The sequence below is a fragment of the Microbacterium sp. LB12 genome, assembly GCF_037150835.1.
In the GTDB taxonomy this organism is placed as follows: domain Bacteria; phylum Actinomycetota; class Actinomycetes; order Actinomycetales; family Microbacteriaceae; genus Microbacterium.
This window is the reverse complement of the sequence record NZ_JBBCPF010000005.1, coordinates 241,629-263,609: the sequence shown is the minus strand read 5'-3', so window position 1 is coordinate 263,609 and position 21,981 is coordinate 241,629. Positions and strand designations below refer to the sequence as shown.

Here is a 21,981-nt window from a genome sequence, read left to right as displayed (position 1 = left end):
GTCACATGCCGGCGTGATCGAAGGCGATGGTCGGCACGTCGACCACATGCGAGCCGCCGTCGGCGACGATCACCGCCCCCGTGACGTACGACGACTCCCCGGAGCCGAGGAACCGCACGACCGAGGCGATCTCGGCCGGTCGGGCGGGACGACGCAGCGGCACGTCCGCGGTGACCTTCGCATAGGCCTCCTCGCGCGAGTCGAGGCCCGCGTGCGTGGCGAACTCGTCCATCTCGTCATCGGCCATCGGCGTCTGCACCCAGCCGGGACAGATGGCGTTCACCCGCACGCCGTGTCGACCGTAGTCGCGGGCGAGGGTGCGCGTGAGTCCGATCAGGGCGTGCTTGCCCACCGTGTACCCGGCGACGGAGGGTCCGGCGAAGAGCCCCGCGAGCGACGACACGATCACGATCTGCCCCTTCGCCTCGATCAGCGCGGGCAGCGCCTCCCTCGACATCGTGAACGCCGTCGTGAGGTTGGCGCGGATGGCCGCATCCCAGCTCCCGTCGTCGGTCTCGCCTACGGGAGAGAAGCCGTGACCGCCGGCATTCGCGACCAGCACGTCGATGCGGCCGAACCTCGCGAGCACCTCGGCCACGGCTGCCTTCGCCGAGTCCGTGTCGGCCGCATCCGCGATGATCGGCACGGCACCGACGGCACGCTCGACCTCGTGCAGCGGCTCGGGACGACGACCGACCACCACGACGTGTGCCCCTTCGGCGGCATACCGCTCGGCGATGGCGGCTCCGATCCCGGTTCCCCCTCCGGTGATGACGATGACGCGTCCGGAGACGGTCGATCCGACCACGGTTCCCATGTGTGCTCCTCTGGTGTTCTGGCGCGCATGCGCTCGTTGCCACCGGACGCGGTCGCATCAGGCGGGGAAACCCGAACGGGCGGTGTACCCGAAGTCGCAGACGACCGTGGTGCCGTTGATCGCCCTCGCGCGCGGCGACACGAGGTACGTCACGTGCGCGGCGACCTCCTCCGCGCTCTGCACGGGGAAGAACGGTTCGTCGAACGCCGCGGCGCTGAGGTCGCCACGGCTCATCGGAGTGTCGACGATCGACGGCGCGACCGTGTTCACCCGGATGCGGGTGTCGGCGAGGTCGACCGACAGGGCGCGCCCGAACTGGACCACGGCAGCCTTCGACGTGCAGTACGGCACCATGCCGGGCGACGCCACGAGAGCCGAGTCGCTGGCCAGCAGCACGACGGACGCGGCGTCCGCCGCCCGCAGCGCCGGCAGCGCGTGCTTGAGCACCAGGAACGGTCCGGTCACGTTGACGGCGAGCACCCGGTTCCAGCTGTCGAGGGCGGTCTCCTCGATCGGAGTCCCCACCGGGCCGGACACCCCGGCGCAGCAGACGACCGCATCGAGCCGCCCCAACGCCGTCACCCCCGCATGCACGGCGGCCCGGACCTGGGTCTCGTCGGTGACGTCGCCGACCAGGGCCACGGCCTCCGCGCATTCGCGAGCCACCTCCTGAAGGCCGGCGCCGTCCGCGTCCAGCAGTGCGACTCGAACGCCCTCCGCGGCGAGCGCGAGCGCGGTGGCGCGCCCGATGCCGCTGGCCGCTCCGGTGATGAGAGCCGTCGTGTCGTGCAGCTGAAGATCCATCTCGGTCATCCTGCTCCCCGCGGCGGGCTCTGCGAACCTTCGCCGACGGGCTGTGCACGGTGGCACCATCGTCTTTCACTCAGGGTCAAGCGCGACCGCGGCGGCACGAGCAGACTCGCTGTATCGATGATCCCCCTCGTCATCGACGCCGTGCCCGCACGGCCGTCACCCGCAAAGGAGCCGACGTGGCAGACCCGACATCTGCGTCCACGACGCAGAACCATACTTCCCTCCGTCCCGGCGCCCTCGGCGTCGCCGGCATCGTCTTCCTGGTCCTCGCCGCGGTCGCACCGCTGACCGGCATCGTGGTCGTGGCCTCGCTGGCCATCGCCCTCGGCAACGGCGGCGGCACACCGATGTCGTTCTTCCTCGTGGCGGGGATCCTGCTGCTCTTCGCGATCGGCTACGCGCAGATGTCGAAGCAGCTGGTCAACGCCGGCGGCTTCTACGCCTTCGTGGTGAAGGGTCTCGGACGCACCGGCGGCCTGATCGCCGGCCTGATCGCGACGCTCGGCTACAACTTCTTCGTGGTCGGCACGATCGGCACGAGCGGCTTCTTCATGCAGACCATCATCCGCGACCTCACCGGTCTCGATGTGAACTGGCTGGTCTGGGGGCTCCTGTCGATCGTGGTGTGCTTCGTGCTCGCCCGGATCGGCGTCGACTTCAGCTCGAAGGTGCTGGGCGTGTGCCTGGTACTCGAGGTGCTCATGCTCGTCGTGTTCGACATCTCCGTGCTCGTGCAGACCGGCTACGATCTGGCGGCGTTCAGCCCGGAGGCGGTGTTCTCCGGCTCGCTGCCGATCGGTCTGCTGCTGGCGGCGACCGGCTTCCTCGGCTTCGAGGCGACCGCGCTGTTCAGCGAGGAGGCCAAGCAGCCGCTGCGCACGATCCCGCGCGCCACCTACACCTCGATCATCGCGATCGGTGTGATCCTCGGCGTCACCACCTGGGCCGTCGTGAGCGCCACCGGCGTCGCACAGGCACAGGCCACCGCCCTCGAGCATCTGCCGACCGGTGACCTGATCTTCTCGATCTCGCAGCAGTACCTCGGCGGCCCGCTGACGACCGTGATGATGATCCTGCTCCTGGTGAGCCTGTTCGCGGCGATGCTGGCGTTCCACAACTCCGCGACCCGCTACCTCTACTCGCTGGGCCGCGCGAAGATCCTTCCGCAGGCGCTCGCCCGCACCCGCGCGAACGGCTCCCCGCAGATCGCCGGCGTGGTGCAGGCCGGGTTCGCCGGCATCGTCGCGATCATCTTCGCGATCGCGGGCGCCGATCCGATCCTCACCCTTGTGCCGGCGATGCTCGGCTTCGGCACCCTGAGCGTGCTGATCCTGCAGGGACTCGCGGCCATCTCGATCGTGGTCTACTTCCGTCGTCGCCAGGACCCGCGGTGGTGGAGCACGTTCATCGCCCCCGGCATCGGATTCCTCGGCATCGCCGCGATCTCGATCCTCGCGATCGTCAACTTCAACATCGTGGCGGGGTCCGAGGAGCTCGCGATCCGCCTGATGCCGCTGCTGCTGGTCCTCGCACTCATCGGCGGCATCGTCTACGGCGCCTACCTCAAGCGCTCCCGGCCCGCCGTGTACGAGGGCCTCTCCTCCGACCTGGAGAAGCTCAGCGACCGCTGACCTCTCCCCGCACCGACGTAAGGACATCGACATCATGACGACGCTGAACCCCGCAGACACCTCCACCTGGCTGCCGCTCGAGGGCCTGGCACCGGGCTTCGACGCCAACAAGGCTCCGCACAGCACGGCCCTCAGCGGCCGCGAGATCACGGTCGTCGACGGCCGCGGCACCCGCATCGTGCACCGCTTCGCCGACAGCACCGTGACCTGGGAGTACCAGCCGGGCGCGGAAGACCCGACAGAGGCGGCATCCGACACCGACGACTACGAGGCGTTCGAGGTCGATCAGGACCTGTACTTCGTGCAGTTCCACCACCGGTACCTGCCGAACGAGGCCGTCTCGCTGATCCTCGACCTGCGTCACGGTCGTGCCCTGGCCGTGATCTCCGACATCCTCCCCGCTCCCGAGAAGGGGCGCACCCGGGTGCAGCACCACTTCGCACCGGGCGTGATCGAGGGCGCCGAGGTCACCGGCACCGAGGCCGCACCGACCGCGACGCTGATCGGTCGGCGGGTGGAGTGGGTCTACAGCACGGAGCACGCGTACGAGCACGTGTACCTGTCGCCGCGGTGGTACTCCTGGCAGTGCCTCGCCGGCCCCGAGCGCGGTCTGGCCGACACCGACGAGAACAGCGTGTGGGAGGTGCGGCCGGGTATCTATGTCTTCGCCTGGCGCGAGAAGGTGATCCCGTGCGCGTCCGTGACGATCGCCGACCACCGCGACGTGAACGCGATCCGCTCGCACGGCGTGCTGTTCGGCCTCGACGAGAGCGGCGAGGTGCCCACGCACTTCACCTTCGGCGCCCATGGCCGGCTGCTCTCCACGACGGTGCACACGCCCGAGCTCGAGCCCGCGACCTTCGGAGACATCTGACATGACCGATCTCGTCGCCGACCTCATCGTCACCGGCTCCGTGATCCGCACGGCCGACCGGGCGCACCCGATCGTCGAGGCCTTCGCGGTCCGTGACGGGCGGATCCTCGCGGTCGGGTCGCGGTCCGACATCGAGTCGTTCCGCGGCCGCCGGACGCAGGTGCTCGAGGTCGGCGACGCCGCCGTGTATCCCGGCTTCGTCGATGTGCACAACCACCACGCGCTCGCCGGGCGCACCGAGCTGTTCGAACTGTCGCTGGCTCCATCGCTCACGCGGGACGAGATCCTCGATCGGGTGCGCGAGAAGGCGGACACCCTTCCCGCGGATGCCTGGATCGTGGGTGGAGCGGTCGCCACGACACTGCTGCCGTCGCTCGCGAACACCGCGAGCCGGCGGCTGCTCGACGATGCCGCCGGCGGGCGACCCGTGGTCCTCATGGAGGACTCGCGGCACAACCGGTGGGCGAACAGCCGGGCGCTGGAGCTGGCGGGCATCACCGCGGACAGCATCCCGTCCGCCGGTGTCACCGTGCTCGATCCCGACGACGGCACCCCCACGGGCGTGCTGCTGGAGGCCGCAGGCATCCCGGTGCAGGAGGCCTACGACCGCAGCGGCGGACTCACCGCCGCACAGCACGCGGCCGCCTCGCGCCGCGGCGTCGAGATCCTCAACTCGTTCGGGGTCACGGCGTTCCAGGATGCGGGTGTGTCCGTCGAGATCCTCGCCGCGCTCGCCGAGCTCGACCGCGCCGACGAGCTCGACGCCTGGGTGGTCTCCTCCCTGCTGATCAACGACGAGATCTTCGGCTTCGACCCGATCGGCGAGCCGCTGCTCGACCGCGGCGAGGAGTTCCGCACCGCGCACCACCGCCCGGACTTCGTGAAGATCTTCCTCGACGGCGTCCCGCCCGCGCGCACCGCATCATTCCTCGAGCCCTATCTCGCGGATGCCGCGCACGGAGCGCACTTCCACGGCGAGACGACCATGACCCTGGACGAGCTCGTCGGATGGCTCCGTTCCGTGGCGCGGCGCGGTCTCGGCGCCAAGGTGCACTGCACGGGCGACGGCTCCGCCCGCCTCGTGCTCGATGCCACCGAGCAGCTGCGCAGCGAGGGCTTCACCACCCCGATCCAGATCGCGCACGGGCAGTTCCTGGCCGAGTCGGACATCCCGCGGCTGCAGGCCCTGGACGTCTCGGCCGACATCTCGCCGTTCATCTGGTACCCCGGTGTCATCCCCCAGGCACTGGCCGAGGTCCTCGGCGAGCGCGCGGAGCACTCGCAGCCGAACCGGGCGCTGATCGACGCGGGAGCCCGCGTCGCCGGCGGTTCGGACTGGCCGGTGAGCGAGTCGCCGAACACGCTCGAGGGCCTGCAGGGACTCGTGACGAGGGCCGATCCCTTCGGCCGCGCGCCCGGCACGCTGTGGCCCGAGCAGGCCATCACCGCCGAGGAGGCGCTGGAGGTCTTCACGATCAACGCCGCCACCGCGATGGGGCTGGGCGAGGAGACCGGCTCGCTGACCCCCGGCAAGTCTGCGGACTTCGTCGTCCTGTCCCGTGACGCGATCGCCGGTCCCGCCGAGGACATCGTGCGCACCGCGATCGTCTCGACCTGGTTCGCCGGGCGACGGGTGCACGGCGACTGACGAGAGAGCGGGCGGTCGATGCCGGCGACCCCTCAGACGCCGGCATCGACCGCCCACCCGGTCAGTCGGCCAGTGCCAGCACCGCCTGGCCGACGGCACGCAGCACCGTCGCATCGTGCGGCGAGCGCGCACCGGGGACGTAGCGCACACGGCGCAGCTCCCCGTCGCGGAACGGATACGAGCGCTGCCGCTCATGGAGGTCCCAATCGACGGGACCGCCGAAGTCGTAGCCCACGCTGATTCCCGTGAACGGCGACATCCCGATCAGCATCGGCACGCTGTCGATCGTGGCGGCATGGGCGCCGTCGACCTCGACGGTCAGGCTCCAGCGCAGTTCCGGATGCTCGTCGACCCGCAGCACGATCCGATGCTCCCCGGACGAGAGCCGGACGCCACGGGCACGATGCATCTCCCCGTAGGCGTTGTAGACCACGAGCGGAGCGCCGTCGTCGATGGCCAGGAGGTAGCCGCCGCCCTGATCTCCGTGCGCCACGATCACCCCCGCGGTCTCCTGCCCCGTGAGGAGATCGACCTCGACCGCGAAGGAGCGCAGCACGGTGAGCTTGGCCGAGCGGAACCGCTCCAGCGGCGGACGGAAGGGCACCAGGTCGATCGGGGCGGACAGAGGCTCCTCGGTGTCGGGGCGCAGCCGGAACAGCGCACCCTCGTCGTCGAGGGGGAACACAGTGTTGCGCCAGGCCTCGACCTGCCACTGTGCGGCGAGCGCCGCCACGCGCTCCGGATGCTCGGCGGCGACGTCGGTCGTCTCCGTCGGATCGGCGGCGAGGTCGTACAGCTCCCACACCCCGCCCGCGGGGCCTTCGGCCTTCGTCGGAGCCACGCGGGACAGGGCCTTCCAGGCGCCGTCGACGACAGCCCGCCGCCCCACGCATTCGAAGTACTGGCTCTCTCGTCCCGGAGCTGCCGGATCGGCCAGGACCTCGACGATGCTCCCGCCGTCCATGTCGAGCGCCGGCTGTCCGTGACGCTCGTCCAGCGGGGCGATGCCGCAGAGGTCGAGCAGCGTCGGTGCGAGGTCGGACACGAAGACGAACTGGTCACGAAGCCCGCCCTGGATCGGTGCATCCGGCCACGAGATGATCAGCGGCGCGTGCACTCCCCCCTCGTACGTCGTGGCCTTGAACGAGCGGAAGGGGGTGTTCGAGACGCGCGCCCATCCGGTGGGGTACTGACCGAACAGCCGCGGACCGCCGATCTCCTCGACCTCCCGCGGAACATCCGTCACCCAGCCCGCGGGCATCGCACCGTGTGCGCCGAACTGCGCGAAGTAGCTCCGGGTGCCGGTCGGGCCTCCCTCCGCCGTGCCGCCGTTGTCGCTGGCGATCACGACGATGGTGTTCTCGCGCTCCCCGCTCCGGTCGAGCCGGTCGAGCAGCCGCCCGACGCTCTGGTCGATCTCGTCCACGGACGCCGCGTACACCTCCATGTGTCGGGCGAAGAGCCGCCGATCCTCCTCGGCCAGGTCGTCCCAGGCCGGGATCTGCGCACCGTCCGCGATCGCGTCCGCCGGCAGCTCCGCATGCGTCGGCACGATGCCCCGCTCGCGCTGCCGGGCGAACCGCTCCTCGCGCATCCGATTCCAGCCGGCTTCGTAGCGGCCGCGGTACTTCTCGATGTCGATGTCCTTCGCCTGGATCGGCCCGTGCACCGACGTGTGCGCGTAGTACAGGAAGAACGGCTTGTCCGGATCGTTGACGCGCAGGTCGTCGATCATGCCGATCGCGCGATCGGTCAACTCGTCGGTGAGGAAGAAGCCGTCGGGGTACTCGCGGACGTCGACCACGGAGTTGTCCTGCACGAGCCGGTGCGGGTGATGGAGCGAGGTGAAGCCGTCCATGCTGCCGAAGTACCGGTCGAACCCGCGTTGCAGCGGCCAGGAGCTCCGGTCGGCGCCGTCGTGCAGGCGCGACTCGAGCGTGAGGTGCCATTTGCCGACCATGAAGGTCGCGTAGCCGCCGGCTCGCAGCGACTCCGCCAGCGTGGGGGCGGCTTCCGGCAGCTCGCAGCTGAAGCCCGGGTAGCCGGGGTCGATGTGGGCGACGAAGCCGAAGCCCGCACGATGCGGGTTCAGCCCGGTGAGCAGCGCTGCCCTGGCCGGTGAGCACATCGGCGCGGTCCGGTAGTTCGTGAACACCCAGCCGTCGTCGGCGAGGCCGTCGATGCGCGGCGTCTCGATCTCGCTCCCGAACGGCCCGAGATCGCTGAACCCGAGGTCGTCGATCAGCATCACGATCACGTTGGGCGCGCCCGCCCCCGCGCGACGCGGCTCCGGCCACCAGGGCTCGGCGTCGGACGTGAACTCCGCAGCACGCCCACCGAATCGCTCGTAGCCGCGCGCCTCCATCGGCACCGACATCTAGCCCGCCTTCCGGATCAGGCCGAAGATCTCGGTGCGCAGCTCCGCGAAGGCCGGGAGTGCACGGGTCGTCAGCTGATCGCGCGGCCCGCCGAAGTCGATCTCGAGGATCTCGGTGACCTTCGCCGGACGCTCGCCCAACACCACCACACGGTCGGACAGGTACACGGCCTCGTCGATGTCGTGCGTCACGATCACGATCGTCATGCCGAACTGCTCGCGGATGCGCAGGCACAGGTCCTCGAGCTCGAAGCGCGTCTGCGCGTCGACCGAGGCGAACGGCTCATCCATCACGAGCACCTCCGGTCGGTAGGCGATGGCCCTGGCGATCGCGACGCGCTGCTGCATGCCGCCGGACAGCTGCCACGGATACTTCGACTCCGCGCCCGCGAGCCCGACCGCGTCGAGCGCCGCGGCGATCCGCTCCTCGCGCTCCGCGGCCGGCAGGTGCAGGTGCGTGAGCGGCAGCCGCACGTTCTTCTCGACCGTGAGCCACGGCATCAGCGACCGCGTGTACTCCTGGAAGACCAGGGCCATCTCCTCGGGCGGACCGTCGATCACGGTCCCGTCGATCGCCGCCGTGCCCGCCGTGACGCTCTGCAGACCGGTGAGGCACTTCAGCAGCGTGGTCTTGCCGATGCCCGAGGGCCCGACGATGCAGCACACCTCGCCGACGTGCACGTCGAAGGTGAGGTCGGCGATCACCGGGACGAGACCGTTCTTGGTCGGGTACGACTTGGCGAGGCCGCGCACGCTCAGGCGCACGGGGGCGTGTTCGGTGAGGGTCATGCGTTCTTCTCCTGTTGCTGGGAGGCGATGTACCAGCGCAGCACGCGGCGCCGGAAGAGGGTGAACACGGCGGTGGCCGCGTAGCCGATGATCCCGAGGACGAGGATGCCCGCCCACATGTCGGGGATCGCGAAGGACTGCTGGGCGAGCAGGGTGGCCGCGCCGAGTCCGGTGGACGATCCGAGCATCTCGCTCGCGATCATCACGACGAAAGCCGTGATCAGGCTCACCTGCATGCCGGACAGGATGCGCGGGCTCGCCGCCGGGAGCATCACCGAGAACAGCCGCTCCGGTCCGCTGAGCCGATAGACGCGGCTGACCATCTCGAGCGTGGGTTCGCCGGCGCGCACGCCGTCGATCGTGGAGATGAGGATCGGGAACACCGCGGCCAGGGTGATCGAGAGGATGCGGGTCTCGGTGCCGAAACCGATCAGCGACACGAAGATCGGCACGAGCGCCACGGGCGGGATCGCCCTGAAGAAGTGGATCGTCGGCTCGACGAACCAGCTCAGCGGGCGGATGAGACCGAGCAGCAGCCCCAGGAGCACGCCGATCACGGTCGCCAGCAGGAACGACACGACCAGGTTGCCGACCGACGAGGCGATGTCCAGCAGGAAGGACGGCGTCTGCAGGAGCTGCCCGAGCCGTTGGAGGATCACCTGCAGCGGTGGGAAGAACGCGTTGGTCGATGCGGCGGAGGCGAACCACCACAGCACCAGCAGCAGCACGGGAACCGCGATCTCGGCGCCGATCAGTACGCTGCGCGGGAGGCCGCCCTGGCCGCGACGTCGCGCGAGCCGCGTGCGGGTCTGGATCGACGAGGTGAGCGTCATCAGAAGACCTGCTTCCGGTACTGCGGGTGCCAGTGCAGGAGCGTGCGCTCGCCCCACTGGCTGAGCCCTTGGATCAACAGTCCGAGCACGCCGAGGATCAGCACGTAGGCGAACAGCTGCGCCTGGTTCCCGGAGATCTGCGACAGCAACAGGCTCTGACCGAGCCCCGGTCCGCCCCCGAGCAGTCCCGCCACCACGGCGATGACGAGGGAGGTGGGCGCTGCCGCCCTGACCGCCGTGCCGATGTACGGCAACGCGCTGGGCAGGACGATGCGGCCGAGGACCTCGGATCTCCCCATGCCGTACGAGCGTCCGGTGGCGCGGGCGACCGGATCGGTGTCGAACACCCCGGCCGATGCCTGGACGGCGATCGCGATGAAGCAGCCGAAGAACACCAGGAAGATCCCCATGCTCGCCGTCGGCCCCATCACCAGCACCACGACCGGCAGGATCACGATGGGCGGGATGGGCTTGAGGAACTCCAGCGGCACCCTGGTGGCATGCATCGCGAGCGGCGAGGTGCCGATGGCGACCCCGAGGGCGACGCCGATGAGGATCGCGAGGACGAGCCCCACGAGCGCCATCGTGAGCGTGTCGCCGAGCGCCGTCCAGGTCGTGGCGGTTCCGAGCAGGCGCACCGCCTCGCCGAGGGCGGCGGTGGCGGCCGGCAGCGGTGACGCGGCGAGGGGGCCGGCGGTCGCCGACCACTCCCAGAGTGCCAGCGCCGAGACGACGCCGACTGCTCCAACGAGCGGCGGGAGGAGGGAGGAGCGGTTCATGAGCATCATCCGGCGGCGACGACGACGCCTTCGAGGTCGACCGGGGCCTCGAGGAACCCGAGGGCCACGAGCTTGTCGTTCACGCGCTCGAGGTCGATGGGCGCGACCGCCGCCGGCCAGTAGGGCAGCTTGATGTCGTCGACCGACAACGTGGATCCGGTGGCGTCGATGCCGGCCTGGATCGCGTCCTCCGGGTGCTCGTTCGCGTACGCGTTGCTCTTGGCGACGGCCCGCTGGAATGCGGCGATGGCGTCGCCCTTGGCCGCGATCGTGCTCTCCCCCGCGGTCCACAGGCCCACGGCACCCTCCTCGAAGAACCCGACGGACGGCGAATCGAGGTACACCGCGCCCGCAGCCGCGGCCTCTGCGGTGAACGGGCTGACGAGACCGGCGGCATCGACCGTGCCGCTCTGCAGCGCGGCGACCGCGGACGTGAAGTCCAGGACGACCCATTCCACGGAGGCGGGATCGACCCCCGCACGGTCGAGGGCGTCGGAGATCACGACTTCGAGCTGCGCCTTGCGCGCGGGGATCGCGATGGTCGCGCCTTTCAGGTCGGCGACGGACGTGATGCCACTCGCCGCCGAGGCGAAGAGTCCGGTGTCGTCGACTGCTGCAGGGTCCTCAGCATCCGCGGCCCCCGCGACGAAGCCGTCGGCGGGGGCGACCACCTTCAGCGGGACGCCGCTGCCGAGCGCGTTCAGGAGCGGGATGCTGGGAGCGTAGGCCACGTCGACCTGTCCACCCTGGGCTGCGGCGAGTCCGGCGGGAGGGTTGGCGACGACGGAGGTCTCCAGCTTCAGGCCCTCCTCCTCGAAGAAGCCCTGCTCCTGCCCCAGCACGAGCGCTCCGTCGGAGATCAGGCCGATGGTCGCGACCTTGAGCGTCGTGAGCTCCCCGCTGTCGCCGGACGGCGTCCCTGCCGGCTCGGATGAGCAGGCTGCGAGTGCCAGGACTGCGGCTGCCACGACGACGCCGGATGCCCGGCGTGCGAGTCGTTTGACGTTCATGAGAACTCCTCTTCGAGTTAGTCACCGTCTGGTGATTTTAAAGATCGTACTCGTCCCTTTCATGCGATAGGTTACGATCGGATTACATTCGTCACCAGTTGGTGACTAAAAACATCAAATAGAGAATTGTGGATGCGAGACACGTTCGCGCGAGGAAGGAACACGATGCCGAAGATCGTCGACCACGAGGAACGTCGCGCCCACATCGCCGACGCAGCGACGCAGGTGATCATCCGGGTGGGGTTCGACAACCTCACGATGCGCGAGATCGCCACGGAGGCGGGCTACGCCCACGGCGCGATCGCACGGTACTTCCCCGACAAGCGGAGCGTCCTCACCGCGGCCTTCCTGCGGTTGTACACCCTCGCGAACGACCGCATCCACGCCCGCATCGAGGGCGTGCGCGGGCTGGAGGCCCTGGGGCGGATGTGCCGGGAGATCCTGCCGTACAGCCCCAACGGCCCGCTGTACGCCAAGGTGGTGATCGCGTTCTGGGATCACGCCTCGCAGGACGACGAGGTCACCAGGATCCACCGCGTCAACAACCTGCACTGGCGCGACCTGTTCCGTCAGTGCCTGGTGGAGGCGCGTGAGGATGGAGAACTCGCCGACGGCATCGACATCGAGACGGCGGTCAACGAGATCGCGTCGCGCAACGCGGGCTGGCAGATGATCTCGGTGCTGATGCCGGACTCGGCGGGCGACGGCCGGCTGAACGACGGACTCGACGCACTGCTGTCGACGCTCCGCCGCCCTGCGGCGCCCGCCGCCCGCTGACCGCATCACGCGCCGCGCCTTCAGCCCTCGAGCACGAAGCGCGCGCCGCGCTCGCCGATCATGGCCGCCGGGGCGTTGGTGTTGCCGGTGGGCACGGTCGGCATGACCGAGGCGTCGATCACGCGCAGACCCGCCACACCGTGGACGCGCAGCTGCGGATCCACCACGGCCTCCGCGTCCGTCCCCATGCGGCACGTGCCGACCTGGTGGTGGTACGTGATGGCGGTGCGGCGGATCCAGTCCTCGACTCCGGAGTCGGACACCTCCGGCCCCGGATACACCTCGACCGCGCCCCACTCCTCGCCGAGCGCAGGGCGCGCTCCGATCCGACGGCACTGCCGCACGGACGCAGCCAGCGAGGCCACGTCGCGCTCGTCCTCCAACGCCGCCAGGTCGATGGCCGGCAGGTCCGCGAGCGTCGCCCCGGTGAGCCGGAGAGTGCCGCGGCTGCGCGGTGTCACGAGCCCGGCCATGAGGGTGAAGCCGTCGTCGCCACGCGGCTCGAGCTCACCCCACATGGGCACCGAGAAGTTGATCGGCTGCGTGTCGGGCTCGCCGAGATCGTCGCGGCTGCGCCAGAAGAGGTGCGTCTGCGTCACCGAGACCCCCGGCTGCGGAGGTCCGACCGGACGCCCGGTCGCGAAGATCACGGGCGAGAGCAGGTGGTCATGGAGGTTCTTCCCGACGCCGGGGGAATCGTGCACCACGGGGATCCCGAGCGTCGTGAGCTCGGCGGCGGGGCCGATCCCCGAACGGAGCAGGATCACGGGAGTGCCGATCGCACCGGCGGAGAGGATCACCTCGTCCGCGAGGACCTCTTCGGAGTCCTCCCCCTCCCCCAGGCGCACACCGACGGCACGCCCGTCGCGGACGATCACGGAGTGCACCTCACGACCGGTGAGGAGCGTCAGCTTCTCTGCCACCGGCTGCGCGTAGGCGGTCCAGGTGTTGACCCGGCGCCCGTCGCGCATGGTCACCTGCTCCTGCGAGACCCCGTCGAGCGTGCCGCCGTTGTAGTCCGGGTTGTGCGTCAGCCCCTCCTGCACGGCGGCATCGATGATCGACGCCTGGATCGGCGAGAGGGGGTAGTCGTCCGTCACCGGGAGCAGATCGTTCTCGATCGCGTCGTACACGGGTTCGACATCGGCCCAGCTCCAGCCGGTCGCCCCTCCGCGCTCCCAGGCGTCGTAGTCGGATGCGGCTCCGCGCACCCAGATCATGGCGTTCAGCGCGTGCGATCCGCCGGTGACCTTGCCGCGCGGCAGGTACAGTCGGCGTCCGCCCGCGTGCTGCTGCGGAACGGTGAAGTAGTCCCAGTCCTCGGCGGAGTGCCAGAGCTCGCCCGCGCGGGACGGGTCGTGGATGGCCGGGTTGGTGTCGTACCCGCCGGCTTCGATGAGGGTCACCGCGACCCCGGCGTCGGCGAGACGACGCGCGACGATGGCCCCCGAGGTGCCGGCTCCGACGACGATGGCAGAGCGCACGGGTCAGGCCTTCCGACCCGGACCGGAGACAACCTGGGTGACGGCGACGGACTTGAGCCCCTCGACGCCGAACTCCAGCCCGTAGCCGGAGCTCTTGACGCCACCGAACGGCACCATCGGGTGCAGGCCGCCGTGCGAGTTGATCCACACCGTGCCGGACTGCATCCGCGAAGCCGCCTCACGCGCCGCCTCCGGGTCGCTCGACCAGACCGAGGCGCCCAGGCCCACGTCGAGGGAGTTCGCCAGGGCGAAGGCCTCGTCGACGTCGCTGTACCGGATCACCGGCAGCGCGGGACCGAACTGCTCCTCCTGCACGAGCGCCGCGTCGTTGTCGATGTCCGCGACGATGGTGGGCCGGTAGAAGAGCTCTCCGAGCTCGGGCGCGGACTCGCCGCCGGTGACGATGCGCGCGCCGCGGCTCTTGGCGTCGTCGACCAGGCGGCTGACGATGTCGAACTGGGCACGGTTCTGCAGCGGCCCCAGCACGTTGTTCTCGTCGAGGCCGTTGCCCATCGGCACGGAGCCGGCGATCGAGGCCAGCGCGTCGACGACCTCGTCGTACACCGAGTCGTGCACGTACAGGCGCTTCATCGCGGCGCAGGTCTGGCCGGTGTTGATGAAGGCTCCCCAGAAGAGGTCTTCCGCGATCGCTGCCGCATCGGTGCCGGGGAGCACGATGCCGGCGTCGTTGCCACCGAGCTCGAGGGTCAGGCGCGCGAGGTTGCCGGCCGAGCTCTCGATGATGCGGCGTCCGGTGGCGGTCGAGCCGGTGAACATGATCTTCGCGATGTCCGGGTGGGAGGCGAGCCGCGCGCCGACCTCGCGATCGCCGGACACGCCGATCAGGACGTCGTCGGGCAGCACCTCGTTCATCACGGCGATCATCGCGAGCACGCTCAACGGCGTGTACTCGCTCGGCTTCGCGACGACGGTGTTCCCCATGCGCAGGGACGGACCGATCTGCCAGATGCTGATCATGAGCGGCCAGTTCCAGGGGCCGATGGCGCCGACGACGCCGGCCGCCTTGTAGACGAGCTCGGCGTGCAGCGTCTCGTCATCGACCAGCACCTGCGGCTCGATCGCCGTCGTGGCGTTGGTGCGCAGCCAGGCGGAGCACGCGCCGAGCTCGAAGCGGGCGTTCGGACCGTTCAAGGGCTTGCCCTGCTCGCGGGAGAGCAGGTACGCCAGGCCTTCCGCGTTGGCGTCGATGGCGTCGGCCGCGGCAAGCAGCAGCGCGCTCCGCTCCTCATGCCCCCGCGCTTCCCACGCCGGCTGGGCGGCTTTCGCGCGCGCGATCGCCTCGTCGAGGTCACCGACCGATGCGACGGGAGCGCGACCGATGATCTCCCGGGTCGCGGCATCCGGGATGTCCCGGCCGGCGCCCTCCGGCGCCTGGATGCGGTCGAGCAGCGCGGCGGCTGCGGAAGCGGCGGAATCGGACATCGGGGACTCTCCTTCGAGCGTGGCGCGGGCCAGCGACAGTCGAGAAGCTGGTCGTCTTCTCATTGTCGACTGCCGCTTCCGGCCGCACTTGTCGCGGAGCGCGCCGCAGATGTCCGAGTGCGAAGGATGCCCCGACGCGGCAGGGCCTCGGGTCCCTGTCGTGCGGGCTCGAAGATCAGGCGAGCGCGGCGATCGCCTCGCGCAGGATGCCGTCGGCCTCGTCGAGCGCGGAGGCGGCGGCCTGCGGCGTCGCATCCGCGGCGAGCATCAGCAGAGCGAGCTTGACCGAGCCCTCCGCGGCGTGGAGCGCCGTGGCCGCCCGGTCGATGTCGACGCCGGCGAGCTGCGACACGGTGCGGATGGAGCGCGCGTGCAGCTTCTCATTCGTGGCGAGCAGGTCGACCATCACGCCCCGATAGGTCTTGCCCAGCTTGATCATCGACAGGGTCGTGAGCATGTTCACGACGAGCTTCTGCGCGGTGCCGGACTTGAGCCGGGTGGATCCGGAGATGAACTCCGGCCCGGTCACGACCTCGATCGCGACCTCCGCCTCGGCGCCGATTTCGGAGTCGGCGTTGGAGGCGATCGCGACCGTGTACGCACCGATGCTCCGCGCGTACGTGAGTCCACTGACCACGTAGGGCGTGCGTCCGGAGGCCGAGATGCCGACCACCGTGTCGTCCTCGGTGAGGCCGAGCTCCCGCAGCGATGTCTCCGCGGCGTCGGGGTCGTCCTCGGCGTTCTCCACCGCGGACCGGATGGCGGTCTCGCCGCCCGCGATGAGCCCGACCACCATCGACGGGTCGGTGCCGAACGTGGGCGGGCACTCGCTCGCGTCCAGCACGCCGATGCGCCCTGCGGTTCCTGCACCGATGTAGATCAGCCGACCGCCGCGGCGGAACCGCTCGGTGATGCCGTCGACCGCTGCCGCGATCTCCTCGGCCCGACCGGCGACGGCCTCGGGAACCCGGCGGTCCTCGGCGTTCATCCGGCGCACGAGCTCGGCCGTGCCCAGCAGGTCGAGGTCGCCGCGCTCGGTCGTCGACGCCTCGGTGTCGAGGCGCTCGAGCACGGCGAGGAGAGCGGCAAGGCGGGAGTCATCGTTCGGCACGGTGGACGAACCTTTCATGTGGGAGGTCGGTACGGCGCGCCAGGAGCAGCGCCCCGTCGAGGGCATCCCCGCGCGCGGACACGATCCGGCGCCCGGCGGTCTGCAGGGAGGAGGTCAGGGCGGCGCGGAACCACGGGTGCTCGGTGAGCCCTCCGTGGACCACGACATCGGAGGTGACCGTGGAAGCGGTCGTGGCCGTGGCGGTCAGCAGGCGGATGCCCTCCGCCACGATGCGGCCGGCGACGTCGTCGCCCGCCTCGGCTGCGTCGAGCACGAGGGGGGCGAGGGTCGCGAGCCGTCGCGGGAGCGGCCCGTCCTGCGCGAGCCAGGCCTGGACGTCGGATGCCGCACCGACGGGCGTGGCGATCGCAGACGTGAGGGCGGTGATCGGGCCGAGTCCGTCGTCGGCGCGAAGCACGGCACGCAGCGCCTCGCGTCCGAGCCAGGAGCCGCTGCCGAAGTCGCCGAGTTCGGGCCCCCATCCATCGATGAGGCGTGCACCGTCGGCGTCGATGCCGAGGGCTGCCGCGCCGGTCCCTGCGATGAGGAGCACGCCCGCATCCCCGGCGAGTGCACCGGCATGCGCGGTCACCACATCGGAGGCGACGGCGACCATGGCGCCGGTCGCTGCGGCGAGGTGAGCGGCCAGTTCCGCGGCGGCCGTCGGGGCGAGCCACGCGCCCGCGGCGCCGACGCCGATCGAGGAGAGATTGTGGGCGTCCGCGAGGAGCGGCAGGATCGAGTCCAGAGCCGCGGTCGTGCCGCCGGCGGCGGCGAGCCCCGGGGCTCCGGCATCTTGACGTTCGATGCGCGCGCCGTCACCGGTGAGGGCGACCCGGCATCGAGACTTGCCGAGATCGACGGATGCGGTCGTGTACACGTTCAGCGGCCCTTCTCTCCGTCAGACGAAACAGGTAGTGAAAAGAGACTACATGGCAAGTAGACTCAACGAAAAGAATTTACACCGGACCACCGGAGGACCATGAGCATCCAGTCGACGATCGAAGCGGCTGCCTCGACCCTGCCACCATCGCTCTCCCGCATCGCGAAGGCGGTCCGCGAGAACCCCTCGGTGGTGATCGACAAGACGATCAACGAGCTGGCCGACGAGTGCCGCACCTCCGTGGCATCCGTGGTGCGCTTCTGCCGCGCGATCGGCTTCAGCGGCTACGCCCCGCTGCGCATGGCCCTCGCGACCGAGCTCGGCAAGGAAGCCGCGCAGTTCTCGGCACGCGGCGCCTTCGGGTCGGAGATCTCCGACGACGACACCCTGCAGGAAGCCGTGTCGAAGCTCGCGTCGCTCGAGCTGCTCGCGATCGAGGAGACCGTCGCCAGACTCGACTTCGACGTGCTCGAAGCCTCGATCGACATGATCGACGGCGCCGAGCGCATCCTGCTGTACGGCATCGGCGCGAGCCAGTTCGTGGCAGAGGACCTGGCGCACAAGCTGCTCCGCGTCGGCCGCAACGCCCACGTGCTCGCCGACCCGCACGAGGCCGTGGCCGCGAGCGTGCTGCAGACCGCGCCGACCGTCGCGATCGGCTTCTCGCACGCGGGCTCCACGATCGAGACGCTCCGCTTCCTGGAGACCGCCCGTGCGCACGGCGCCGGGACGATCGCGGTGACCTCGGCGAAGGACTCCCCGCTCGCCCGTGCGGCGGACCACGCGCTGTTCACCGAAGTGCGTGAATCCTCGTTCCGCGCGGGCGCCATGGTCAGCCGCATCGCGCAGCTCACGCTCGTGGACTGCCTGTTCATCGGTGTCGCGAAACGGCGCTTCTCCGAGACCGTCGATGCCCTGCAGCGCACGCACGACGCGATGCGCGCCCTCCGCGACTGAGCGGGACCGCCCAGATCAGACGGTCTCGGGCCGCTGCGCGCCGGCCGTGCGCAGGAAGACGATGATCCAGCTGAAGATCAGCACCGCGGCGATGAGCTCGACGGCGGTGAGGTTGTAGTACCCGACCGCGAAGAACGCGGCCAGCAGGATGATCACCAGCACGTACACCCAGCCGAACGCGACGAACACCCGCGGAATGCTGTGCAGGAACCACGGCAGCCCCACCACGACGACGCCGAACACGACCGTCATGCCCGTCGCGACCGTGTTGTGCAGGAGGAAGAACTCGTCCACCGGGAAGATGCCGACGCACGCGAGGAAGATCCCCATCAGGATCAGACCGCCGCGCACGATGAAGCGCCCTCGCCGCTCCTCGGGCGTCTCGGCCGGCAGCCCCGCGGTGGCGTAGCGCGAGATCGTGGTCACCATCACGCCCGCGATGATCAGCGTCACGTTGAACGCCACCGAGGAGCTGTTGGTGCTCATCCCCAGCGCCGAGAGGTTGTCGCGCCACCAGTGCACATCGCTGGAGGCGAGCATGCTGGCGAATGCGCCGATCACGAGGAACACCGCGAGCACGAGCGACAGCACCATGGGAGTGAGCGCCACGGCACTGAGGAACGACACGTAGCCGGTCAGCGCGAAGGCGACGGCGACCAGCACCGCCCCGGGGAACGGATACACCGGCGCGTCGGTGAAGCTCCGCTCCAGCAGCGCCGCGATGCCGATCCAGCCGAGGTAGGCGATGGCCGCATGAGCGAACGCGATCGCGGCGAGGTCGTACCAGCGCAGCCGGTCGCCGGGAACGGTGAACCCGTCCCGCACCGCCTCCGGATCCCGCACCTCGGGTCGCACGGCGAGACGGCCGAGCGTGAAGGCGATCGCCGCGGTGATCGCGCCGCCGACGGCAGCGAACACGCCGATCGAGCCGCTGCCGCTGATCGACAGCTCGTGCCCCCAGAACACCGGGAGCCCGATCACGAAACCCGCGACGAAGAAGCCGCTGCCGACGATCAGCGCGGTCGCCTCGAACACGGCCTCCGCCGTCTCCGGGCCCCGCACCTGTCGCAGTACCTGCATGACCCTGCTCGCGAGCGCGTTCATCCTCGTCCTCCCGGACCACATCCTAGGAGTCCGGCGTGCTCGGCCGCGGCAGTAGCCTGGACGGGTGACCCAGACCCTCTCCGCCCGCGCCGTCCTCCTCGACATGGACGGCACCCTCGTCGACTCGACCGCGGTAGTGGAACGGCTCTGGCTGGCGTGGGCCGAGCCGCACGGCATCGACCCCGAGACGGTGCTGCACGTCGTGCATGGCCGACAGGGGCATCAGAGCATGGCCATCATGCTGCCCGAGCGCGACCACGCCATCAACCTCCGCGAGAACGACGACATGCTCGCGACCGAGGCGAGCGATGTCGACGGCGTGGTCGAGATCCCGGGGGCGCGCGCGCTGCTGGAGGCCCTGCAGCCCCACCCGCACGCGATCGTCACCTCGGCGAACGTCGCCCTGATGACGGCGCGGATGCGCGCGGCCGGGCTCACCCTGCCCGCGCACAGCGTCACGGCCGAGGACGTGTCGGCATCCAAACCCGACCCCGAGGGCTTCCTGCGCGCCGCCGAACTGCTGGGCATCGACCCGTCCGATTGCGTCGTGTTCGAGGATTCGGGCGCCGGCATCCAGGCCGGGCTCGCGGCCGGCATGCGCGTGGTCGGCGTCGGCCGGCATGCGGCGGCACACCACCCGACGGTGCAGGTCGCCGACCTGTCGCAGGTCTCGGTCACCGCCACCCCCGACGGGTTCGCGCTCACGATCGACTGACCGGCGCCGCGTCGCCCGTGCGCCGCGTCGCCAGTACGATGAGGCGATGCGACGTTTCCCCGCCTCGGTGTACGGCGTCGGGGAGGAACCCGATCCGCGGTTCTCCCTGGCCAACGAGCGCACCTTCCTCGCCTGGACGCGCACCGGTCTCGCGCTGATCGCGGGCGGTGTCGCGCTGGAGGTGCTCGGTCTCGACCTGCACGCCGGGTTCCGTCTGGCGGCATCGCTGGTGCTCATGATCACGGGCACCGCGGTCGCACCGCTCGCCTGGTGGGAGTGGATGCGCGCCGAGCGTGCCCTGCGTCGCTCGCGTCCGCTGCCCGGCGCGTTCTCGGCCGTCGTGCTCGCCATCGTGGTCACGGTCGTCGGACTGCTGGTCCTGGCCGGGGTGCTCTGGCGGTGAACCGTCGGGTGGTGCCCGCTCCCGGACTCTTCGATCCGGGTCTGCAGCCCGAGCGCACCGAGCTCGCATGGCGGCGCACCGCGCTGGCGATCGCGGTCGGCTCCCTCGTGTCGCTGCGGATCTTCCCGCTCGTGCTGCCTCCGTCCGTCGCGGGCTGGGGCGTCGTCCCCGGAGCGATCGGACTGGTCACGGCGTGCGTGCTCTGGTTCGGGGCACGGCGCCGGCAGCTGCGGATGACCGCGTGGCTGCGCTCGACGCTGCCCGATGCCCCGCGGAGCCCGACCGTCCTGCCGCCCGGCGCCGGGATGCTGCTCGCGCTGACCGTGCTCGCGACCGGCTTCGGCGTGCTGTCGCTCGCGATCGTCGCGGTGTCGTCGCAGCTCGCGACCGGCGGCTGACGACCACCGCGCGACACGGCGGGGTCAGCGCGTGCGGAGTCCGTCGAGGGCCACCGTGAGCACGTCTCCGGCGAGCGCGTCCGCATCTTCCGCTCCCCCGGGTCGGTACCACTCGACGAGCGAGTTGACCATGCCGAACAGCAGTCGTGTCGCCACGGAGGCATCGACGTCGGCGCGCACGGCGCCTTCGCGCTGCGCCTCGCGCACGATGCGGGTGACCTCCTGATCGAACGCACGTCGCCGTTCGAGCGCCCGCCGTTCGATCTCGCTGTTCCCCCGCACGCGCAGCAGCAGCGTGACAGCGGGCAGCTGTGCGGCGAGGACGCGCACCGCTCCTTCCAGGACCGCCGCGAGCCGGTCGCTCGCGATGATGTCCCGCGTGTCGTCGAGCACGCCCTCGAGCCCGTCGAGCGCGTCACCGAGGGCGGATTCGAGGATCTCTTCCTTCGAGGAGAAGTGGTGGTAGAGGGCGGCCTTGGACAGGCCCAGCCGGGTGGCCAGGGCCGCGACGGAGGTGGCGTCGTAGCCGGATTCGTTGAAGACGGCGATCGCCGCGTCGAGCAGCCCCCGGCGGTCGTACCCCGGGCGTCCGCGCCTGGCCGGCTCCGTCTGGCCGCTCACCGTCTGACTCACAGCCCCAGTGTCCCACGGGCGCGGGTGCGGGCTCAGTTGCGCGGGTAGTCCTCGAAGATGAGGGTGGTCCGCGTGGAACGGATCGACGGGATGGCCTGGATGTCCTCCAGCACGATGCGGCGCAGGTCGCGGGCGTCGCTGGCCCGCACCAGGAGGATCACGTCGAAGTCGCCGCCGACGAGTGCCATGTGCTCGATCTCGGGGATCGCCCGGAGCCGTTCGCTCACCGCCTGCCACGTCGCCTGCTCGATCGCGAGGGTCACAAACGCGCTGGCGTGATGTCCGAGCAGCACGGGGTCGGTGCGCACCGTGTAGCCGGTGATGACCCCGGCATCCGTGAGGCGCTTGATCCGGGCATGGGCTCCGGCGCGGGAGATGTGCACGGCATCCGCGATCGCCGTCATCGAGGCACGGGCATCCCGTCGCAGCTCCTCGAGGATCGCCCGATCCGTCTCATCCAGCGCGACCATGCGACCCCTTCCTTCCGTGCAGTATTTCTGAC

Annotated in this window: 22 protein-coding genes; 8 read left to right on the top strand and 14 right to left on the bottom strand. The window is 70.3% G+C overall.

Annotated elements, in window-relative coordinates; all coding sequences use genetic code 11:
- Position 1: 1 nt before the first annotated feature.
- Both WFM69_RS11440 and WFM69_RS11435 read right to left on the bottom strand, forming a co-directional pair.
- Complete coding sequence (locus WFM69_RS11440) at positions 2-817, bottom strand: SDR family NAD(P)-dependent oxidoreductase (protein WP_337004726.1); 816 nt, start codon at positions 815-817, stop codon at positions 2-4.
- 57 nt (positions 818-874) lie between these two features.
- Positions 875-1,621 (bottom strand): SDR family NAD(P)-dependent oxidoreductase, encoded by a 747-nt coding sequence (locus WFM69_RS11435; RefSeq protein ID WP_337004724.1) that lies wholly within the window; start codon positions 1,619-1,621, stop codon positions 875-877.
- A gap of 185 nt (positions 1,622-1,806) precedes the next feature.
- Between WFM69_RS11435 and WFM69_RS11430 the strand changes: the two genes are divergently transcribed.
- Genes WFM69_RS11430 through WFM69_RS11420 form a run of 3 tightly spaced genes read left to right on the top strand, consistent with a single transcriptional unit; the run spans position 1,807 to position 5,783 of the window.
- Positions 1,807-3,261, top strand: coding sequence for an APC family permease (locus WFM69_RS11430; protein ID WP_337004722.1), 1,455 nt, complete (start codon positions 1,807-1,809; stop codon positions 3,259-3,261).
- Positions 3,262-3,295: 34 nt separating this feature from the next.
- A complete protein-coding gene (locus WFM69_RS11425) occupies positions 3,296-4,135 on the top strand; it encodes a molybdenum cofactor biosynthesis F family protein (protein WP_337004720.1) in 840 nt (279 codons plus the stop codon).
- Between the two features lies 1 nt (position 4,136).
- Positions 4,137-5,783, top strand: coding sequence for an amidohydrolase (locus WFM69_RS11420; protein ID WP_337004718.1), 1,647 nt, complete (start codon positions 4,137-4,139; stop codon positions 5,781-5,783).
- A 61-nt stretch (positions 5,784-5,844) separates the two neighbouring features.
- On the opposite strand, the gene WFM69_RS11415 is transcribed toward WFM69_RS11420, so the two are convergent.
- The 5 genes from WFM69_RS11415 to WFM69_RS11395 are packed head-to-tail and all read right to left on the bottom strand — an operon-like array spanning position 5,845 to position 11,571.
- On the bottom strand, positions 5,845-8,160 hold the full coding sequence (locus tag WFM69_RS11415; RefSeq protein WP_337004716.1) for an arylsulfatase: 2,316 nt from the start codon (positions 8,158-8,160) through the stop codon (positions 5,845-5,847).
- Positions 8,161-8,949: an ABC transporter ATP-binding protein gene (locus tag WFM69_RS11410; RefSeq protein ID WP_337004714.1), complete on the bottom strand. Its 789-nt coding sequence runs from the start codon at positions 8,947-8,949 to the stop codon at positions 8,161-8,163.
- Positions 8,946-9,782 (bottom strand): ABC transporter permease, encoded by an 837-nt coding sequence (locus WFM69_RS11405; RefSeq protein WP_337004712.1) that lies wholly within the window; start codon positions 9,780-9,782, stop codon positions 8,946-8,948. Before WFM69_RS11405 ends, WFM69_RS11410 begins: the two co-directional genes overlap by 4 nt.
- Positions 9,782-10,561, bottom strand: coding sequence for an ABC transporter permease (locus WFM69_RS11400; protein ID WP_337004710.1), 780 nt, complete (start codon positions 10,559-10,561; stop codon positions 9,782-9,784). The genes WFM69_RS11405 and WFM69_RS11400 overlap by 1 nt, the downstream gene beginning before the upstream one ends.
- Positions 10,562-10,566: 5 nt before the next feature.
- On the bottom strand, positions 10,567-11,571 hold the full coding sequence (locus WFM69_RS11395; RefSeq protein ID WP_337004708.1) for an ABC transporter substrate-binding protein: 1,005 nt from the start codon (positions 11,569-11,571) through the stop codon (positions 10,567-10,569).
- Between the two features lie 165 nt (positions 11,572-11,736).
- Here WFM69_RS11395 and WFM69_RS11390 point away from each other — a divergent pair, with 165 nt between their 5' ends.
- Positions 11,737-12,348 carry a TetR/AcrR family transcriptional regulator gene (locus WFM69_RS11390; protein WP_337004706.1) on the top strand — a complete coding sequence of 204 codons (612 nt, stop codon included), beginning with the start codon at positions 11,737-11,739 and terminating at the stop codon, positions 12,346-12,348.
- Between the two features lie 20 nt (positions 12,349-12,368).
- Here the strand turns inward: WFM69_RS11390 and WFM69_RS11385 are convergent, their stop codons facing one another.
- From WFM69_RS11385 to WFM69_RS11370, 4 genes are all read right to left on the bottom strand, one after another.
- Positions 12,369-13,832, bottom strand: coding sequence for a GMC family oxidoreductase (locus WFM69_RS11385; RefSeq protein WP_337004704.1), 1,464 nt, complete (start codon positions 13,830-13,832; stop codon positions 12,369-12,371).
- A gap of 3 nt (positions 13,833-13,835) precedes the next feature.
- Positions 13,836-15,275, bottom strand: a complete 1,440-nt coding sequence (locus WFM69_RS11380; protein WP_337004702.1) for an aldehyde dehydrogenase family protein — start codon at positions 15,273-15,275, stop codon at positions 13,836-13,838.
- A 175-nt stretch (positions 15,276-15,450) separates the two neighbouring features.
- Positions 15,451-16,386, bottom strand: coding sequence for an N-acetylmuramic acid 6-phosphate etherase (gene murQ, locus WFM69_RS11375; protein ID WP_337004701.1), 936 nt, complete (start codon positions 16,384-16,386; stop codon positions 15,451-15,453).
- Entirely contained in the window at positions 16,373-17,266 is an 894-nt protein-coding gene (locus WFM69_RS11370) for an N-acetylglucosamine kinase (RefSeq protein WP_337004699.1), read from the bottom strand. The genes murQ and WFM69_RS11370 overlap by 14 nt, the downstream gene beginning before the upstream one ends.
- A gap of 102 nt (positions 17,267-17,368) precedes the next feature.
- Here WFM69_RS11370 and WFM69_RS11365 point away from each other — a divergent pair, with 102 nt between their 5' ends.
- Positions 17,369-18,226: a MurR/RpiR family transcriptional regulator gene (locus tag WFM69_RS11365; protein ID WP_337004697.1), complete on the top strand. Its 858-nt coding sequence runs from the start codon at positions 17,369-17,371 to the stop codon at positions 18,224-18,226.
- Positions 18,227-18,241: 15 nt separating this feature from the next.
- Here WFM69_RS11365 and WFM69_RS11360 read toward each other — a convergent pair whose 3' ends face one another.
- Positions 18,242-19,330, bottom strand: coding sequence for a DUF998 domain-containing protein (locus tag WFM69_RS11360; protein WP_337004695.1), 1,089 nt, complete (start codon positions 19,328-19,330; stop codon positions 18,242-18,244).
- Positions 19,331-19,394: 64 nt separating this feature from the next.
- On the opposite strand from WFM69_RS11360, the gene WFM69_RS11355 reads away from it, so the two are divergent.
- The 3 genes from WFM69_RS11355 to WFM69_RS11345 are packed head-to-tail and all read left to right on the top strand — an operon-like array spanning position 19,395 to position 20,846.
- A complete protein-coding gene (locus WFM69_RS11355) occupies positions 19,395-20,045 on the top strand; it encodes an HAD-IA family hydrolase (RefSeq protein WP_337004693.1) in 651 nt (216 codons plus the stop codon).
- A gap of 46 nt (positions 20,046-20,091) precedes the next feature.
- On the top strand, positions 20,092-20,448 hold the full coding sequence (locus WFM69_RS11350; protein WP_337004691.1) for a YidH family protein: 357 nt from the start codon (positions 20,092-20,094) through the stop codon (positions 20,446-20,448).
- Between the two features lie 11 nt (positions 20,449-20,459).
- Positions 20,460-20,846, top strand: coding sequence for a DUF202 domain-containing protein (locus WFM69_RS11345; protein ID WP_337004689.1), 387 nt, complete (start codon positions 20,460-20,462; stop codon positions 20,844-20,846).
- A 24-nt stretch (positions 20,847-20,870) separates the two neighbouring features.
- On the opposite strand, the gene WFM69_RS11340 is transcribed toward WFM69_RS11345, so the two are convergent.
- Positions 20,871-21,479: a TetR/AcrR family transcriptional regulator gene (locus WFM69_RS11340; RefSeq protein ID WP_337004687.1), complete on the bottom strand. Its 609-nt coding sequence runs from the start codon at positions 21,477-21,479 to the stop codon at positions 20,871-20,873.
- 32 nt (positions 21,480-21,511) lie between these two features.
- Positions 21,512-21,949 (bottom strand): Lrp/AsnC family transcriptional regulator, encoded by a 438-nt coding sequence (locus WFM69_RS11335; protein ID WP_337004685.1) that lies wholly within the window; start codon positions 21,947-21,949, stop codon positions 21,512-21,514.
- Positions 21,950-21,981: the final 32 nt, after the last annotated feature.

Bases quoted from the DNA above. Each gene is read 5' to 3' on its own strand.
- WFM69_RS11440 (WP_337004726.1), bottom strand. From the start codon at position 817: ATGGGAACCGTGGTCGGATCGACCGTCTCCGGACGCGTCATCGTCATC.
- WFM69_RS11435 (WP_337004724.1), bottom strand. From the start codon at position 1,621: ATGGATCTTCAGCTGCACGACACGACGGCTCTCATCACCGGAGCGGCC.
- WFM69_RS11425 (WP_337004720.1), top strand. From the start codon at position 3,296: ATGACGACGCTGAACCCCGCAGACACCTCCACCTGGCTGCCGCTCGAG.
- WFM69_RS11420 (WP_337004718.1), top strand. From the start codon at position 4,137: ATGACCGATCTCGTCGCCGACCTCATCGTCACCGGCTCCGTGATCCGC.
- WFM69_RS11415 (WP_337004716.1), bottom strand. From the start codon at position 8,160: ATGTCGGTGCCGATGGAGGCGCGCGGCTACGAGCGATTCGGTGGGCGT.
- WFM69_RS11410 (WP_337004714.1), bottom strand. From the start codon at position 8,949: ATGACCCTCACCGAACACGCCCCCGTGCGCCTGAGCGTGCGCGGCCTC.
- WFM69_RS11405 (WP_337004712.1), bottom strand. From the start codon at position 9,782: ATGACGCTCACCTCGTCGATCCAGACCCGCACGCGGCTCGCGCGACGT.
- WFM69_RS11400 (WP_337004710.1), bottom strand. From the start codon at position 10,561: ATGAACCGCTCCTCCCTCCTCCCGCCGCTCGTTGGAGCAGTCGGCGTC.
- WFM69_RS11395 (WP_337004708.1), bottom strand. From the start codon at position 11,571: ATGAACGTCAAACGACTCGCACGCCGGGCATCCGGCGTCGTCGTGGCA.
- WFM69_RS11390 (WP_337004706.1), top strand. From the start codon at position 11,737: ATGCCGAAGATCGTCGACCACGAGGAACGTCGCGCCCACATCGCCGAC.
- WFM69_RS11380 (WP_337004702.1), bottom strand. From the start codon at position 15,275: ATGTCCGATTCCGCCGCTTCCGCAGCCGCCGCGCTGCTCGACCGCATC.
- WFM69_RS11365 (WP_337004697.1), top strand. From the start codon at position 17,369: ATGAGCATCCAGTCGACGATCGAAGCGGCTGCCTCGACCCTGCCACCA.
- WFM69_RS11360 (WP_337004695.1), bottom strand. From the start codon at position 19,330: ATGAACGCGCTCGCGAGCAGGGTCATGCAGGTACTGCGACAGGTGCGG.
- WFM69_RS11350 (WP_337004691.1), top strand. From the start codon at position 20,092: ATGCGACGTTTCCCCGCCTCGGTGTACGGCGTCGGGGAGGAACCCGAT.
- WFM69_RS11335 (WP_337004685.1), bottom strand. From the start codon at position 21,949: ATGGTCGCGCTGGATGAGACGGATCGGGCGATCCTCGAGGAGCTGCGA.